Source organism: Flavobacterium sp. FG68 (assembly GCF_057808895.1).
The window spans coordinates 1-15398 of sequence record NZ_JBMDIY010000050.1; the positions used below are offsets into that span (position 1 = coordinate 1).

Annotated in this window: 11 protein-coding genes; 6 read left to right on the plus strand and 5 right to left on the minus strand. The window is 35.9% G+C overall.

Features of this window, described 5'->3' with window-relative positions:
- Positions 1-335 precede the first annotated feature (335 nt).
- From ACODSB_RS22595 to ACODSB_RS22610, 4 genes are all read right to left on the minus strand, one after another.
- Complete coding sequence (locus ACODSB_RS22595; RefSeq protein ID WP_488938681.1) at positions 336-1061, minus strand: DUF3667 domain-containing protein; 726 nt, start codon at positions 1059-1061, stop codon at positions 336-338.
- Between the two features lie 115 nt (positions 1062-1176).
- Positions 1177-2034 carry a hypothetical protein gene (locus ACODSB_RS22600; RefSeq protein WP_488938682.1) on the minus strand — a complete coding sequence of 286 codons (858 nt, stop codon included), beginning with the start codon at positions 2032-2034 and terminating at the stop codon, positions 1177-1179.
- 393 nt (positions 2035-2427) lie between these two features.
- Positions 2428-2715 carry a hypothetical protein gene (locus tag ACODSB_RS22605; RefSeq protein ID WP_488938683.1) on the minus strand — a complete coding sequence of 96 codons (288 nt, stop codon included), beginning with the start codon at positions 2713-2715 and terminating at the stop codon, positions 2428-2430.
- A gap of 556 nt (positions 2716-3271) precedes the next feature.
- Complete coding sequence (locus tag ACODSB_RS22610; protein ID WP_488938684.1) at positions 3272-4687, minus strand: aldehyde dehydrogenase family protein; 1416 nt, start codon at positions 4685-4687, stop codon at positions 3272-3274.
- 175 nt (positions 4688-4862) lie between these two features.
- Here ACODSB_RS22610 and ACODSB_RS22615 point away from each other — a divergent pair.
- The 4 genes from ACODSB_RS22615 (at position 4863) to ACODSB_RS22630 (ending at position 12260) form a co-directional block, all read left to right on the plus strand.
- Positions 4863-5527, plus strand: a protein-coding gene (locus tag ACODSB_RS22615; protein ID WP_488938685.1) for an IS6 family transposase whose coding sequence is annotated in 2 segments (ribosomal slippage) — positions 4863-5124 and positions 5124-5527 — 666 coding nt in all. Because the reading frame shifts where the segments join, the coding sequence is not laid out codon by codon here.
- A 204-nt stretch (positions 5528-5731) separates the two neighbouring features.
- The gene (locus ACODSB_RS22620) at positions 5732-6136 is read left to right on the plus strand and encodes a hypothetical protein (RefSeq protein WP_488938686.1); all 405 of its coding nucleotides are present in this window, start codon (positions 5732-5734) and stop codon (positions 6134-6136) included.
- A 923-nt stretch (positions 6137-7059) separates the two neighbouring features.
- On the plus strand, positions 7060-10446 hold the full coding sequence (gene cas9 / locus ACODSB_RS22625; RefSeq protein WP_488938687.1) for a type II CRISPR RNA-guided endonuclease Cas9: 3387 nt from the start codon (positions 7060-7062) through the stop codon (positions 10444-10446).
- Positions 10447-11207: 761 nt separating this feature from the next.
- Positions 11208-12260 carry an alpha/beta hydrolase gene (locus ACODSB_RS22630; protein ID WP_488938688.1) on the plus strand — a complete coding sequence of 351 codons (1053 nt, stop codon included), beginning with the start codon at positions 11208-11210 and terminating at the stop codon, positions 12258-12260.
- A 127-nt stretch (positions 12261-12387) separates the two neighbouring features.
- Here ACODSB_RS22630 and ACODSB_RS22635 read toward each other — a convergent pair whose 3' ends face one another.
- Positions 12388-12846, minus strand: a complete 459-nt coding sequence (locus ACODSB_RS22635) for a sensor of ECF-type sigma factor (protein ID WP_488938689.1) — start codon at positions 12844-12846, stop codon at positions 12388-12390.
- Between the two features lie 340 nt (positions 12847-13186).
- On the opposite strand from ACODSB_RS22635, the gene ACODSB_RS22640 reads away from it, so the two are divergent.
- Positions 13187-13591, plus strand: a complete 405-nt coding sequence (locus ACODSB_RS22640) for a hypothetical protein (protein WP_488938690.1) — start codon at positions 13187-13189, stop codon at positions 13589-13591.
- A 418-nt stretch (positions 13592-14009) separates the two neighbouring features.
- The gene (locus tag ACODSB_RS22645; protein WP_488938691.1) at positions 14010-15395 is read left to right on the plus strand and encodes a TolC family protein; all 1386 of its coding nucleotides are present in this window, start codon (positions 14010-14012) and stop codon (positions 15393-15395) included.
- Positions 15396-15398: the final 3 nt, after the last annotated feature.

Below are 15398 nucleotides of genomic sequence, written 5' to 3' on the forward strand. Positions count from 1 at the left end.
ACTAATTATAAAAATGTAGCTTAACTTTTTCTCCAGTTTTTGTTTGCATATCCAGATCTCAAGAGACTGGCTTACTCGATCTAGAGGCTGTCTTTTATTTGGTTTGAATGTGTTGTTGGAGATTGATGCAGAATAGATATTGTTTTATCTTTGATTTTGCCGCAAAATGTTCTCTAATATTTTTTACTTTAATTACTTAATGTAAAAGAAACTGCCTTAACTTTTTTGGCAAAAAAGGTATCCATTTCACAGAAGCGCGTTTACCGGCACGGTCTCTGGGAAAAGAGAGGTCTTTTAAATCATAGGCTTTCTTTCACAGCCGATGCAGGAATCCCTTATCCGGCTTCGGGTACTTTGATCAATATTATAATTGAAGTGAACAGTGTCAGCAGTACTAAATTTAAAACGGCTGCCGCAAGGCTCAGCAGAAAAATCCCGGCCCTGGTCATATTTTTGAAGAACTGTCCGTAGACCCAGAGCATGAGAAGAAAATCGATTCCGATAAGAAGCTTCATAAGCAGATCGGCCTGGTCTGTAAAGAGCATCAGGGGCAGGGCCAGGATCCGTGTCCAGAGCTTCTGGGTGCTGTAAAAGGCATTGACCACCAGATGCTCGGTATAATTATAGCCCTGGCTGCGGAACAGCAAAAAAGAGTTCAATGATAAAAGCGGGACCAGCATCAGGGTAATGATGGGGAAGTGGTGTGAGATCCACTCGTTGAGATCTTTGTAGTCCAGCGTGCTGTCATTTATATCCTTGAAGGGATCTATCCTAAGGGCATGATATAAAAGCGCATAAAAACCTGCAACGACCAGAAGCATTGAAAAAGGCCTGTAGTGTTTGATGCGTTTTCCTTCAATATAATCGCGGATGCTGTGCCCGGGCCTTGTAAAGAGCTCGCGAGCCGAATGCAGGATCCCCCCGTCGAGGTGCATAAGGCCGTGCTTGAGGTCATCAAAGACAAAAGAAGCGTTGATTTCAGGGGTATGGGCGGCCTGTCCGCAGACATTGCAGTAGTTTCCCTCAAATACATTGCCGCAGTTCCTGCAGGTATGGCTCATAATGGACTGGTCTTTTTAAAAAGGGCGGCTGCCTGCTAAAGAGTGGTTCTGCTGCCTGGCCGCACCTGGATTGAGTAAATAAGATATAGAATTGAAGCATTTCCCTTTAAGCAGATTATCTGGTATAAATAGGGCTTCGCTTTAAAAGGTAGGTGATCGAATCGATCCAGCTGTCTTTCAGGTTAAGAAATGGTTTTCTGCTCTGGGTATAGATTTTCGTGCCGTTTTTGTACATATCAAAATAAACCGTATAATGGTAATACTCCTGGGTGTTTGAACTGGTCACCGATGTACTGTTTGCTTTGGCCCTGGTGCTGCTCTCATTTACTTTGGCAGTCCCTGAATTGTAGGTCGAGGTGGTCTGCCCCTGGGTTATGGTATAGGAGATTTTAGCGGCAATGATATTATCCGTCCCTAAGATTCTCTGAAGCTCCTCAATGGGCGTATCATCAATATTGGCGCTGCTGATACCGGCCTTATGCAGCAGGCTGTTGGTCACCCTTAAATCCTGTACGGTCAGCGGGAAGATATTCGAAGACTTGTCAATGAGTTTGTTGTAGATGTCGTTTTGTGCAAATTTGGCCATATCCTCGGAACTCTGAAGGTTATCTGAATTCACATAGGGTATGGGAAGCACGGCAATTGTATTGGTTTTCACAGGGGCATTTTCAGTAACCTGGGATGCCGGCAAACCAGCATTGGTGACAGTGCCTGCAGCTGTATTGAAGCTCTGGGATCTGCCGCTTGCAAAATCAATTCTGGCAATTTTGTTTACCTCCAGAGAAATCACCATCGTTTCCCCCGGCAGGGAATATTCCACGGCAGTGTCAGACATTTTTGAAATGCTGCACTCAATGACCTGGTAATCTTTTTTTATTATTTTGTCCAGTTTAGAAGTGCTTTTATTCTGGGCAGAGTTTACAATCGAAAAAAGAAGCATCAATAGGGCGCAGATCTTTTTGAAAGTTATCATAATTGCGTGTTATTTAATTAATAATCTAATTTTAATTAAAGTTAACAATTAAAATTAAAATACTCATCTAAATCTGGTTAAAAAAACAATATCTGATGCCGGGTGTGCTGACTCAGATGAAGATCAGGCCTGGGGTGTGTTTTATCACTTTTTTTATCTCTATGAACTGGTGGATGATCTTAAAACCCGGCTGGGCGGTTCTGGGCTGAGAGGCACGCTGGTTTTTTGATAATCCGGTCATTTCTTTTTGATCTGCCGTAATAATAAACCGGGATTTTGGGGGCTGATTTATCCCTATTGCGCCTTAATGGATTACAGAGTGCCCAGGATTTACCGCTGCTATAATGAATATATGTATTCCCGGCAGCTCCCGTAATTTGTTAAAACAGGGGATTAATTGCAGTATGCCGCATTGTTTATTTCAATAAGGCCTTTCAGGGTGATGCGGCTTTCATCGGTATCCGGGTCCAGGACAATATACCACTTGTCATCCAGCGCGATCAGGGCTTCTAATATTTTTGCCTGGTTTTCCCTCTGCACATCGATATTTTTGCTGAATGTTTTAAGGACATTACAGGGGGGCATTACAAGGGATGCCAGCTCTTCTAAGGTACAGGCACCGGGGTAACTCCGGGCAAGTTTCCTGAGTATACTGTCAAAATAAACCGATGATTTCTCCAAGATATAAAAGTTTAAATAATAACATAACAGCTTTGAATAAAGATACAAAGATTTGGTTATTAGTTTAATATTTTTCCTTACATCCGGGTTCAAATTAGTATCATTCTGCTGTTATTATCTATAAGGTCGTTCTCTATGTCCTTCCCGGTGATGTCTTTGGGGCCGCTTTGGGGTTCCTTACGGGGGGTCTCCGGGTCATAGGGGCTGCTCTCTGGAGCTGCGTGTTTTGGGGCTTTGTTTTGGTTTTGGGAATTACGGTGGTCCTTGTCGTAATTTTTGGTTGTATGGGAATGTGTCGTTTTATTTGCTGATCGCTGAGTTTTTTAGGTTTAATCTTATTTTTTTGGAGCTTTTTCCCGCTATCCGTTCCAATCTTTTGTGCCGAACCCCGGCACAAAAGGATTTCCACTTCTATCGGGGCTAGGTGAGTATGCACAACGTTTCATTTTTAGTTTGCTGTACTATAAATTGTATTGCAGATCGGATAAATTAAAACGGAGTTCAGGCGGTAAATAAAATTTGATATGATAGGGTCAATTTTAATAACATACCAAGTTTAACCAATGATCACTTTAGATTCCAATTGCTCTTCAAGGCCATAAATTCCACCTTCTCGACCAATGCCGGATTGTTTAAATCCTCCAAAAGGAGCTAACGGATCATGGTAAATAGTATTGATACCAACTCTTCCCGCATTGATTTGCGATGCAACTCTTTCGGCACGTTTTCGGTCAGAAGAACTTACATACGCATGCAGGCCGTAAATTGTATCATTTGCAATGGCAATTGCTTCGTCTTCATTACGATATGTTATAATAGATAGTACAGGTCCAAATATTTCTTCTCTGGCAATAGTCATGTCATTAGTTACATTCACAAAGACCGTTGGACGTACATAATAACCTTTTGTTAATCCTTCTGGTCGTCCTAAGCCGCCAACAAGTATTTTGGCACCTTCTTCAATACCAAGATTGATATAATGTTGTATTCTGTCGTATTGCTTAGTGCTTGCCATAGGGCCAATTGCTGTGTGTTCATCAAGAGGATCTCCTACTTTTATAGCTCTTACTGTTTCTTCTGCAATTTTTGCAACCTCAGGCAATAGATGTTCTGGGACCAACAATCGGGTACCTGCAATACATGCCTGACCGCTGTTCATAAAACAGGCATTGATTGCCATCGGTACTGCCTTAGTTAAATCTGCATCGTCGAGTATAATGTTCGGAGATTTTCCACTTAATTCAAGTGTAACGCGTTTCATAGTCTCCACTGCATTACGAGCAATGATTTTTCCTACCATGGTAGAGCCAGTGAATAGAATTTTGGCAATAGCCGGATGAGTGGAAAGGACTGTACCTAGCACATCGCCTCTGCCATGAACGATATTTATGACACCAGGGGGAAGACCTGCTTTATCAAAACAGTTGGCTAGCACATGAGATTGTATGGCGCTAAGTTCACTAGGCTTGATAACAACTGTACAACCTGATGCAATGGCAGCGGCGACCTTGACACAGATCGATCCGGAATTAGCATTCCAGGCCGTCATAATTGCAGTAACGCCTACAGGTACAAGTTCTATTCGTGATTCACCTATGTTACGTTCGAAATCAAAGTCTCGTAAAATATCTTTGAAATGCAGGAATGTCTCGGCTGCGTAACGGTTTGACCATTGTGAGCGCTGTAAGGTTGCACCATATTCTTCTATAGTTACCTCCGAAAGCTCATCCAAACCGGACATTACCGCATCGTGTAGTTGTTGCAGATATTCCATACGCTGATTTTTAGTGCTTCTGGAAAATAATGGGAAGGCAAGGTTTGCACTTTCTATTGCAGTAAGAATGTCTGCTTCTTCACTCATTACTACTGTACCTATTTGGTTACCAGTTGAAGGATTAATAATATCTAAAAACTCTTTTCCATTTGCAATTGTGAACTGTCCGTTCACATAATTGTGATCTATTTTTTTCATTTTGTTGTTTTTTTACAGACCTGTTGATAAGTCTTGTTTGTTAATACAAAGTTCACTAATAAGAAGTTTTTTAATTTTGTTGAGAAGCTCAAATTTATTTGTTGTAAAGCTTATTTTAGGGTTCTGTCGCATCTGGGAATAACTTTTATCTTTAGAATTTTAAACCGATCAAAAGATGAATACTAAAGGTCATTGTTATCCAAAATACATAATTCTTCAGGCAGTATATTTCAAGCTAAGATTTACACTTAGTTACCGGGATGTTGAAGAACTAATGAAGATTAGAGGAGTCATTGTGGATCATGCCACGATTCAGCGTTGGGTTTATAAGTTTGCACCTTTGCTTGAGGCAGAGATGAAGAAGAGAAAAGGCAGAGTGGGGGCGAGTTGGAGATTGGATGAGACCTACATCAAAGTAAAAGGTATTTGGTGTTATTATATCGAGCAGCAGATAAATTAGGCAATACGGTTGACTTTCTTTTGACCAGAAAAAGACAAAGAATGAGTGCTCAGTCATTTCTAATTAAAGCAATTGCTAATAATTACCTGCCAAGAGTAATAAACATTGATAAAAGCGGTTCTAATATCGCAGCGATCAAAGTATATAATAAACGTTCATTCTCAAAGATTAAAATCCGGCAGTGTAAATATCTCAACAATATTGTAGAAGAGGATCATCGTTTTATAAAATGGCGTATACAAAACGGATTAGGTTTTAAAAGTTTTGAATCGGCCAGACGAACATTGATCGGAATTGAAGTTGTGCATATGCTGAGAAAGAATCAAATGGTTAGACCAGGGATAACTATGTTTAAATCATTTTGTAAATTGGCAGTTTAACTTTTAAATCATTTAAAAACTTATATTTTATTCTGACAGATGCGACAGAACCTTAGTTCTCCCAACTTAGTTTTTCTTTTAGATATTAGCACAACCTTAACTTCTGAAAATTTGTGTTAAAGTTTTTGGTAGAGACTTGCAATACAGTAAATTTGGACTCGAGAATTCTATCCAAAAATTAACTTCTCAATTTTTGCCACCCAAATGAAATGTCTTAAAATTATTTACATTATTCTGTTTTGGATTTCCGTTTGCGGAAATGCTTTTGGTAAGGCAGCAGAACCTGTATGTGAAAATTTGACTGCAGAAAATACTTTCGTAAAGGAAAAATTTTTAGGGACTGAACTTAGTTTTTTAGAAGTAGTCAAAAAAATAAACTATCGTAACGATCATACACTAAATAAAATTGATGTATTGCATCCATTAGCCCCTAAAGGTATGAGTAGAAAGGCAATTCCTGAAGATAGTTTAGACAATTACCTGTTATCGGATTTATATTCCATTGAATGGATTACTTTAAAATCTCTATATGATACCAGAAGATGTGAGGGTATTTTAAAAAAATATACTTCGAGAAACAATTACCTGCATCTTTACCAGCTCTTCTAGCACAATCGTCTTACTTTACAGATTCTATTTGGATGTGCTCACTTAGCATGGAGTTTTAGTTAAGGACAAAATCTTAGCTGTAGGCCATGAAAGAAAATCGCAAAAATTACAACCGCATTTTCCAAAGAGAAAGCAGTTCAATTAAGTTATGAAAGAGATAATATCTCTCAACTTTCTAAGGAACTTGAGATAACAACTGCTTTGCGTTATAAGTGGCGCCATAATTATCAAGAATTTAGAACGGGAAGTTTTCCTGGAAAAGGCAATAAGCGTTTTTCCATGGGAGATCGATGATTTATCTTTTCATAAAAGACAATGAAAAAATATATTCGATTGAAAGAGGTGCAAAGTTTTAGAAATAAGTAACAGCCGTTACTATAAATGGAAAAACAAGTTATTTCAGGAATAGATAAAGGAGTAATTTTATAAAAGCAACAATAACCTCCGTCTATTTTACTGCTAAACAGTGATATGGGAGCCTTAGGATTACTTTAGAGCTGCAAATATTGGGTATCAAATATCCAGAATAACGGCAGCGAAATACATGAAGCAATTAGGTTTATACAGTAAATTGAGTAAGAAATTTAAACTAACAACCAATTCAAAACATAATCATTTCGTTGTTCCAAATATTTTAAAAAGAGAATTTACAGTGAAAGAACCCTCTAAGGCTTGGGTTTCAGCTTTACCCATATCAAAAATAGTAGAGGCAGTACAACATAGAGACATAATAAAAAAGTCCTACCGAAGCAGGACTAAAGATTTTCATCTGCGGCATATAGCCTTATTGTGATAAGATTAAAGATTAGAAATTTTAATCAGTTACAAATGTATAGAAAAAATAAATTGGTTTGAATAAGCAAAACAGTAATTACTTTATTTTTTTTAATGGTAAAATCCATGCAGATTAATTTTTAATGACTATGGCAAGAATTTTAGGATTGGATTTAGGGACAAACTCAATAGGCTGGGCATTAATTGACGATAAGTTAAATAAGATTTTAGGAATAGGAAGTAGAATATTTCCAATGGGAGTTGAAAATCTTGGCGATGGTGATAATGAAATTTCTAAAAATGCAAGTAGAACTGGTGCAAGAGGAGTTCGACGTCAATTTTTTAGGAGAAGATTAAGAAAGAAAATTTTACTTCAAAAACTTTCTGAAAATAATATGTGTCCAATGGATGATCAAGATTTAGAAGATTGGAAAAAAACAAAATTATTTCCAACAGCTAAGCTGGCAAAATGGTTTGCATTAAATCCATACGAACTTCGACACAAAGCCTTAAACGAAAAATTATCATTAGAGGAAATTGGCAGAATTTTTTATCATTTGATTCAGAGACGTGGATTTTTGAGCAATAGCAGAAAGGGGGGGATTGATGACGGAGCCATTTTTAAAGGCAATCAAAAAGAAGGAAAAATAGGAATTGATCATACATTAGAGAGTATAGAAGATAAAACATTGGGTGCATATCTATTTGAAATTTATCCAAAAGAAAACCGCCCTTTTCAAAATGGTTTGGAAAGAATTAGAAATAGATATACAACACGGAAAATGTATGTAGATGAATTTGAACTAATATGGAGTAAACAAGCACAATTCCATACAAATTTAAATGAAGAATTGAAAATTTTATTTGGTGGAAGGAAATTAGATGGTTACAAAGAAGACGGAATTTTATTTCATCAGCGACCTTTGCGCTCTCAAAAACATTTGGTTGGTAAATGTTCTTTTGAACCAGCTAAAACTAAATGCCCAATTAATGCAATTCCTTTTGAAATGTTCAGGATTTATCAATGGGTAAATACAGTTGAATATAATGGTAAGAAAGTATCTAAAGAAGAACAAGAAAAATTAGTTGAACAACTATTATCATTTGAAAAAATAGAATTTAAAAAATTGCGAAAAGCAATTGGCAAAGAGAGTGCTGAATTTAAATTTAATTATAAAGATGATGATAAAATTGTTGGAACATACACTATTTCTAATTTATCAAATAAAAAATTCTTTGGTAAAAAATGGTTTGAGTTTTCAGATAAACAGCAAGAAGATATTTGGCATGTTTTGTATTTTTTTGACAGTAAATCGAATCTTAGAGAATATGCGGTTAAAAATTGGAGTTTTACAGAAGAGCAAGCTCATACAATATCAAATTTCAATGTAAAAGATGGTTATGCGAGTTTAAGCAGAAAAGCTATTGGTAATATTTTGCCATTTATGCGACAAGGATATACCTATGATGTTGCAGTTGTAATGGGAGGCGTTAAAAATGCTTGTGGAGATAAATGGCAAAACGATACTGTTGAAAATAATCAAAGGCAATTAGATTTAATTGAGAATATTGAAGGAATTATCAGATCAAAAAACTCTGGAAGCTTTATAGATACAGTAAAAGATTTGCTTCGTAAAGAATTTGAGTTTGATGACAAACAACTAAAAAAACTCTATCATCATTCTGTAGCAGATGATGTAACATCATTGTTCGAGAAATTACCAATTGGAAAAAAAGCGGACAAGGAAATTCAAGCTCTTAGAAATCCTATTGTTATTACTGCGTTGTTTGAATTGCGTAAGCTCGTTAATGAATTAATTGATGACCACGGACAACTTGACGAAATAAAAGTCGAAATGGCTCGCGATTTAAAAATATCCAAATCACAGCGAAATAAAATTCGCAGGGATCAAAAACGGTTAGAAAGAGAAAACGATAGAGTTAAAACGGAAGTTGAAAAATATACAAGAGTTTCTCATGATAACATTCTAAAATTTAAGCTTTGGGAGGAGTGCAAACAAACTTGTGCGTATACTGGCGTTCCAATTCCTATTGCTAAATTATTTACAGGTGAAATTCAAATAGAACATATTCACCCTTGGAGTCGCTCATTAAATGATAGCTTTAATAATAAGACGTTATGTTATGCTGATGAAAGCAGATTTAAAGGAGACAGAACGCCTTTTGAGTTTTATGGAAATGATGAGTCCGCTTGGACAAATATTAAAGAAAGGGCATTAAAATTATTTTCTGACACAAAAGAGTATCCAAATGCATATCAAAAATTTAAAAGATTTGTGCAGCAAAAATTTGATGATGATTTTTCATCTTACCAATTAAGTGATACTCGACATATAAGCAAAGAAGCTAAAGATTATTTGTCACTAATTTGTAGAAAAGTAAATGTATCACCCGGGCAACTGACTTCTAATCTTCGTCAAAAGTGGGGATTGAACCATATATTAAATACAGATAACGATGCTAAATCCCGTGAAGATTACCGTCATCATGCTATAGATGCATTAGTTATGGCATGTGTAAATTCAAGTCATTTGCAAGAATTATCGAGATGGAATCGATATGACAGGAAATCAGAATTAAAGAACTTCCCGCTGCCTTGGGTTGGATTTAATTTTGATGCTGAAAAAGCGGTTGACAAAATATTGATTTCACATAAAAGACTAAATAATATTGTAACTATTAAGACCCGCAGAGTGAAAAAAAATGGAGTTGTTTTTAAAAATATTGGAGTAGCAGCAAGAGGACAATTGCATAAAGAAACTGTTTTTGGAAAGCGAAACTTTAATGGAGAGAAAGCATTTCATGTTAGAAAGGCAATTGATAGTTTAACAACTGAAAAGCAATTAGAAAAAGTAGTTGACGAGACGATTAAAAAATTAATACATAAAAGAATTCAAGAATTAGGTGGATTTGTAAAAGGCTCCATTCCTTTAAATACATTTTTTACCGTTGATGAAAATGGAATTAAACATCCACAAATATTTTTGCCTAATAAAAATGGAAGCCCGGTTCCTATTTTAAAAATAAGAATGAAAGAAAATATTGGTGGAGCCGAGCAGTTAAAAGATGATCTAAATCAATGGGTAAATCCAAGAAATAATCATCATGTATTAATTTACAAAGATATAAAAGGGATTTTAAAAGAAGAGGTAGTTACATTTTGGACCGTTGTAGAAAGAAAAAGAAAAGGGTTTCCAATCTATCAACTGCCGGCAGATGGCAGTGAAATAATTACCACTTTGCAGATTAATGATATGTTTTTACTCCGTTTAAATGAGGAGGAAATTGATTGGGAAGATCCAGATTATGAAAATTTGAAAGAGAACCTATTTAGGGTGCAGAAGTTATCGTCTAAATTTTATGAATTTAGATTAAGTTCGGAGTCATCTATACAGAATAATTTTCAGCCTTTTTATGTTGGAATTCGAAGTTTTGGTGATGGAAAAACGGGATGGGAAACTTTTAAACCAATTAAAGTAAAAGTTTCGGTTTCTGGAAAGATTCAAAAAGTGTAATTTAAAAGCAGTTTTTTAATGATATTTTCTGTCTTAAACATCCAAACCAGAACAAAAATCGATATTCGATTTTGATTATAACCATTTACGTGTTCTGATTTGACTAAAGATTAGAAAACAGGATATTTGATATTAATGAAAATGAAATGAAGTTAGATCTATGGCTTTATTAATGCTTACAAAACACGATATTTCTTAGCTAAATCACTGGTGATGGAATCTAGTTGTGGTTTGATTAAAGATTAGAAAACACGATATTGGACCAAACAAAATAGATAAAGAAAGATCAGTTGTGGTTTGATTAAAAGATTAGAAAACACGATATTAATTGATTTGTTATCCATTGCTATATAGGGTTTTGGTTGTGAATGTCGTTCAGAAAAATGCCTCTTTTATGGATTGATAACCCATAATTGCGGCATTTTTTCTATTTTAAGGTTTGGTAAATAAGCTTTGGGACGTTGATATATTGTTGATAATTATAAATGCAGCGGTAGTAAAAGAATTCTAATTGTGTGGATTGGGGTGCTGATGGTAATGCTGATTTCCCTCAAAAAATTAAAATATTTCCAAATTGTTTAGCGGTTATTCGAAGTACATCTACTTTTCCTAAAGGTGGCAGAAGTTTGTGGATTCTCTTTTAATGAAAATCGGTGCTTGCCAACTTGCTTAATTGAATGTGCTAACTTTGTTTAAAATTCCGAATTAAACCATTTTAAACAAAAGCAGTCTTACTAAAATAATCTTAAAATACATAAAAAATGAAGACCCCAATTTTATTTGTTATCTCTTTTTTTCTATTATTGTCCTGCTCAAAAAATGACGCAGATGATTCAAATCAAGATTCTGCATATATAGATGATGATTTGGCAGGACCTATTTCCAGACCAAAAACAGGATATGGTTCGGACGGCAATTATCAGGTAGCAAAAATTAGTTTTCCAAGCCCATTATACAGTGGGAAAAATGTTGAAATATTTTATCCAAAAGATATTACTTCACCAAAACCTGTCATTTTTTATTCGCACCCTTACGGAGGTGAAGAAAGTGCATATAATATAGGCCTGTATGAGTTTATTGCAAAGAAAGGTTATGTGGTAGTATTTGCTCCATATCCAACCACGGGTGTAACGGTCGATGAACGATACGAGACACTTTGGGAAAGTTTCAAAGAAGCTGCTACAGATTATCCTGCTATAATTGATACAAAAAAAGTAGGCTTCATGGGGCATTCCTTTGGTGGGGGAGCTTCTTTTGCTTTGGCTCATAGAGGATTTATTGATGAAGGCTGGGGGCAGAACGGACGTTTTATTTTTGCAATGGCACAATGGTATTCTTACCAAATTACGCAGGAGGAATTAGAAAGTTTCCCGGAAAACACAAAATTAATAACTCAGGTCTATAATGATGACGTAACAAATGATCATAGGCTGGCAATTGATATTTTTAAAAATATAAATATTCCAAACTCTGAAAAAGATTTTATTTTAATAAAAAAATCAGTTTTATCGACTTTTACTTACACAGCTGAGCATAATCTTCCCAATACACAAAGTTCGTATGATGCCTATGACTATTATGGGATTTACAGATTACTTGATGCCATGATTGATTATAGTTTTAATGGAAATTTGACTGCTAAAAATACAGCCCTTGGCAATGGGTCTAAAGAGCAGGTAACAATGCCGAGCTATAATGGGCAGGTACTATCGCCACTCGAAGTAACCGATAACCCTTCGCCATTATATCCACAGAGCAAATATTCTTTCCAGTGCGGTGCATTAAATAATCCCCGAATTACAAATTGTAATTAAAGATAAGGATACCGTATTTTTTGTTTCACTTTTCTGTTCCCGGATCTGGTTAAAATAATAAGAACCCTAAATAATAAAGTAAGTATTATTATATAGGGTTCCTATCGCTGTTATTTATTTTGTGGTATTAATTTTCACCTTCTTTATCCCGATATTGTTTTAACAATTTTCGGTTAAAATCATTTTCAGATTTTTTAAGCTTTAATATTTTTTTTGCCGGAAGTATTTTTTGAAGACTGCTGATATAATTTTTCTTCAATAGATATAATTCCCTATTGGTACTTTCTATTTGTGACAAAAGCATTGTTGCTTGTTTTTCTGAAATGGAATTGATATTATCATCATTGAGTTTTCGTAAATATGTTTTCATTTTTTCATGACGCAGCTTAAATTGTTTATCGTCATAAGTATTGTAAACAGGCCAGAATTTCTCAGCTTCAGTAGAAGTAAGCTGGAGCTTTTCGGTCAAATAAGAAATTTTATAAGCTTTGATTTTTTCGAATTTCTCGTTTGTTTTTTCATTTTGTGCGTAAAATGAAAAACTTGTCAGAAATAGAAGTATCGGCAGTACGTTTTTGATTTTCATTTTTTTAAGTTTTTGTTTTATTCTGAAATTAAATTTTCAATATTTGGGTTACCCTGCTATTCTTCTTGCTCTGCTGCTTTTGATTGAGTTTTCAATATGAGGGTCTCCATCGTTGCATTATTTAAATGCAGCTGCAGCTTGAATTCTTTCACAATATTATAAGATATGTTTTACAGCAAAAGGTTTAATTTGAGGCATCAAATAATTTATTTCTTATAAAGAATCAGCGGAACCTGACATCTATAAATTTGTGTTAAAGTTTATGGTTTAGCCCTGTAATATAGTAAATTTGAAGCCGAGAATTCTATCCAAAAACTAATCTTCTCATTTTGAAGCCCAAATGAAATGTCTTAAAATTATTTACATTATTCTGATTTGGATTTCCGTTTGTGGGAATGCTTTTGCTAAGGCAGCAGAGCCTGTAGCTGTAAATTTTACTTCAGAAAGTACATTTGTAAAAAAAATGTTTTCAGGGACTGAATTTTGCTCTTTAGAAGGAGTCCAAAAATTAGATTATTCTAACTATCATGCACTGGATAAAATTGAAGTATTTCATCCATTAGTTACCAAAGGGATCAATAAAAAGGCAGTTCCTCCAGATAGCTTAGATAATTACCTGTTATCGGATTTATATTCCAGTGAGTGGATTACTTTAAAATCCTTTTATGATACCCAAAAATGTGAGGGTATGGTAAAAAAATATGCATCAAGAAACAATTTCCTGCACCTTTATCAGCTTTTCTAGCACAACTGTACAATTTTACAGATTCCTGTTATCAGTTTCTTTAACCTCTTGAGTTATTAAGCTTTTGCTTTTTTTACTTAATGTTTTATATTCTGATGATTTTACAGATTCTGTAAAATTTCCAATTCCTTTTTGCATCGCCTATCCTAATTTGCAGATTGCAGTTTATTTGTCTGGACCTTCTATTGCGTTATCGTAAAATTTTATGAGATTGAAAACGGTACAGGTTCTTCTGCGCACATTCCCATGTATGCTTTTTTCTTATACGTATTGAATGGAATCAAAGAGCAGTACAAATAAAAAGACAATAACTGTTTCTATTGCAGATCAGGAAACATGATAGCTATAGGGCGTTAAAATCCGTTCCCGTGTGCTTAAAGGAAAATCTTTTTTATCCCATAATCTTTAATATATCATCATGATGCATTATCTAAAACAAAGCGCATTTATTGCGTTATGCCTTTTTGCAGCCATAACCAGTCATGCACAGCAGCACATTACATTAAAAGAGCTGCTTAGTAACGTCTATAAAAAAGCTCCGGGCTTAATTGCTGACTCTGCTTCGGTCGCTATTGTACAGGCACGATCCAATGAGACCCGCGCCAGCTGGCTGCCTACTTTAAAACTTAATTACCAGGCTGATATAGGCACAAACAATAATACACCGGGACCTTATTTTGGTTTTGGTATTGTTCCGTCCAACTCACGCGGTGTGCGTACTGAAAGCAACACAAGTGCCGTGCTTACAAGTTTAGGAATCGCCGCATTAGACTGGGAGATCTATAATTTCGGGGCTTATCAGGCTCAGAATAACTTAGCCAGATCGGACATTGAAGTTGAAAAAAATAAATTCCAGCAGGCAAAATATAAACTCGAGGCCTATACCATAGGTAATTATCTGCAACTGCTGCGGTTAGAGGATTTTCGCTCTATACAGTCCCATGCTATAAAACGCAACGAGGAGATAGTGCGCTCAATTAAATCCCTTGTCAAAAGCGGTGTGCGGCCGGCTGTAGAAAGCAGTATCGCCGAAGCGGAACTTTCCAAAGCACGTTTAACCTATATTGAACTTGATAATCAGTTAAAACAAACCCAGCTTCAATTAGCTGCAATCAGTGATCTGCCTTTTGAAAATATCCTGCCCGATACACTGGCAGAAACTCGGCTTATAGAGCAGGCTGATATCTCCGGGCTTATGGTTTCCGATACCACTAATCATCCTATAATTAATTACTATAATTCTCTTGTGAGCAACAGCCGTGATAAAGAAAAACTTGTAAAAAAACAATATAACCCTAAGGTTCTACTAGAAGCAGCTGCATGGGAGCGTGGGGCAAGCGTGGATGCTGAGGATCATTTCAATAAATTATCGACCGGTCTGGACTTTGACCGCAGCAACTACCTGGTTGGTCTGGGAATCTCTTACAGCCTTTTTGATCTGAGGCATCAGCAATTAAAGTTACGGACACAGAAAAAGGCTACCGACTATGCCCTAAAGAATCTGGCTGCCCAGAAATCATTGCTGGCATTAGGAGTCAGCCAGGCTGACCTTGAGTTAAAAACCGCCCAGCAGCGTCTGGCTGAAATTCCAAACCAGCTTCAGGCTGCCAAAGCCGGATACCGCCAAAAGCTGTCTTTACATAAAAGTGGTCTGACTGACATCATTGATCTCAACGCAGCACTTACTATTTTATACCGTTCCGAAACTGATTATGCACAGGCACGGTTCTCTTACATCAGCGCCCTATTTCAAAAAGCTGTTACTACAAATCAAGTCAGCTCGCTTTTAAACCTTTTAAATTAGTTT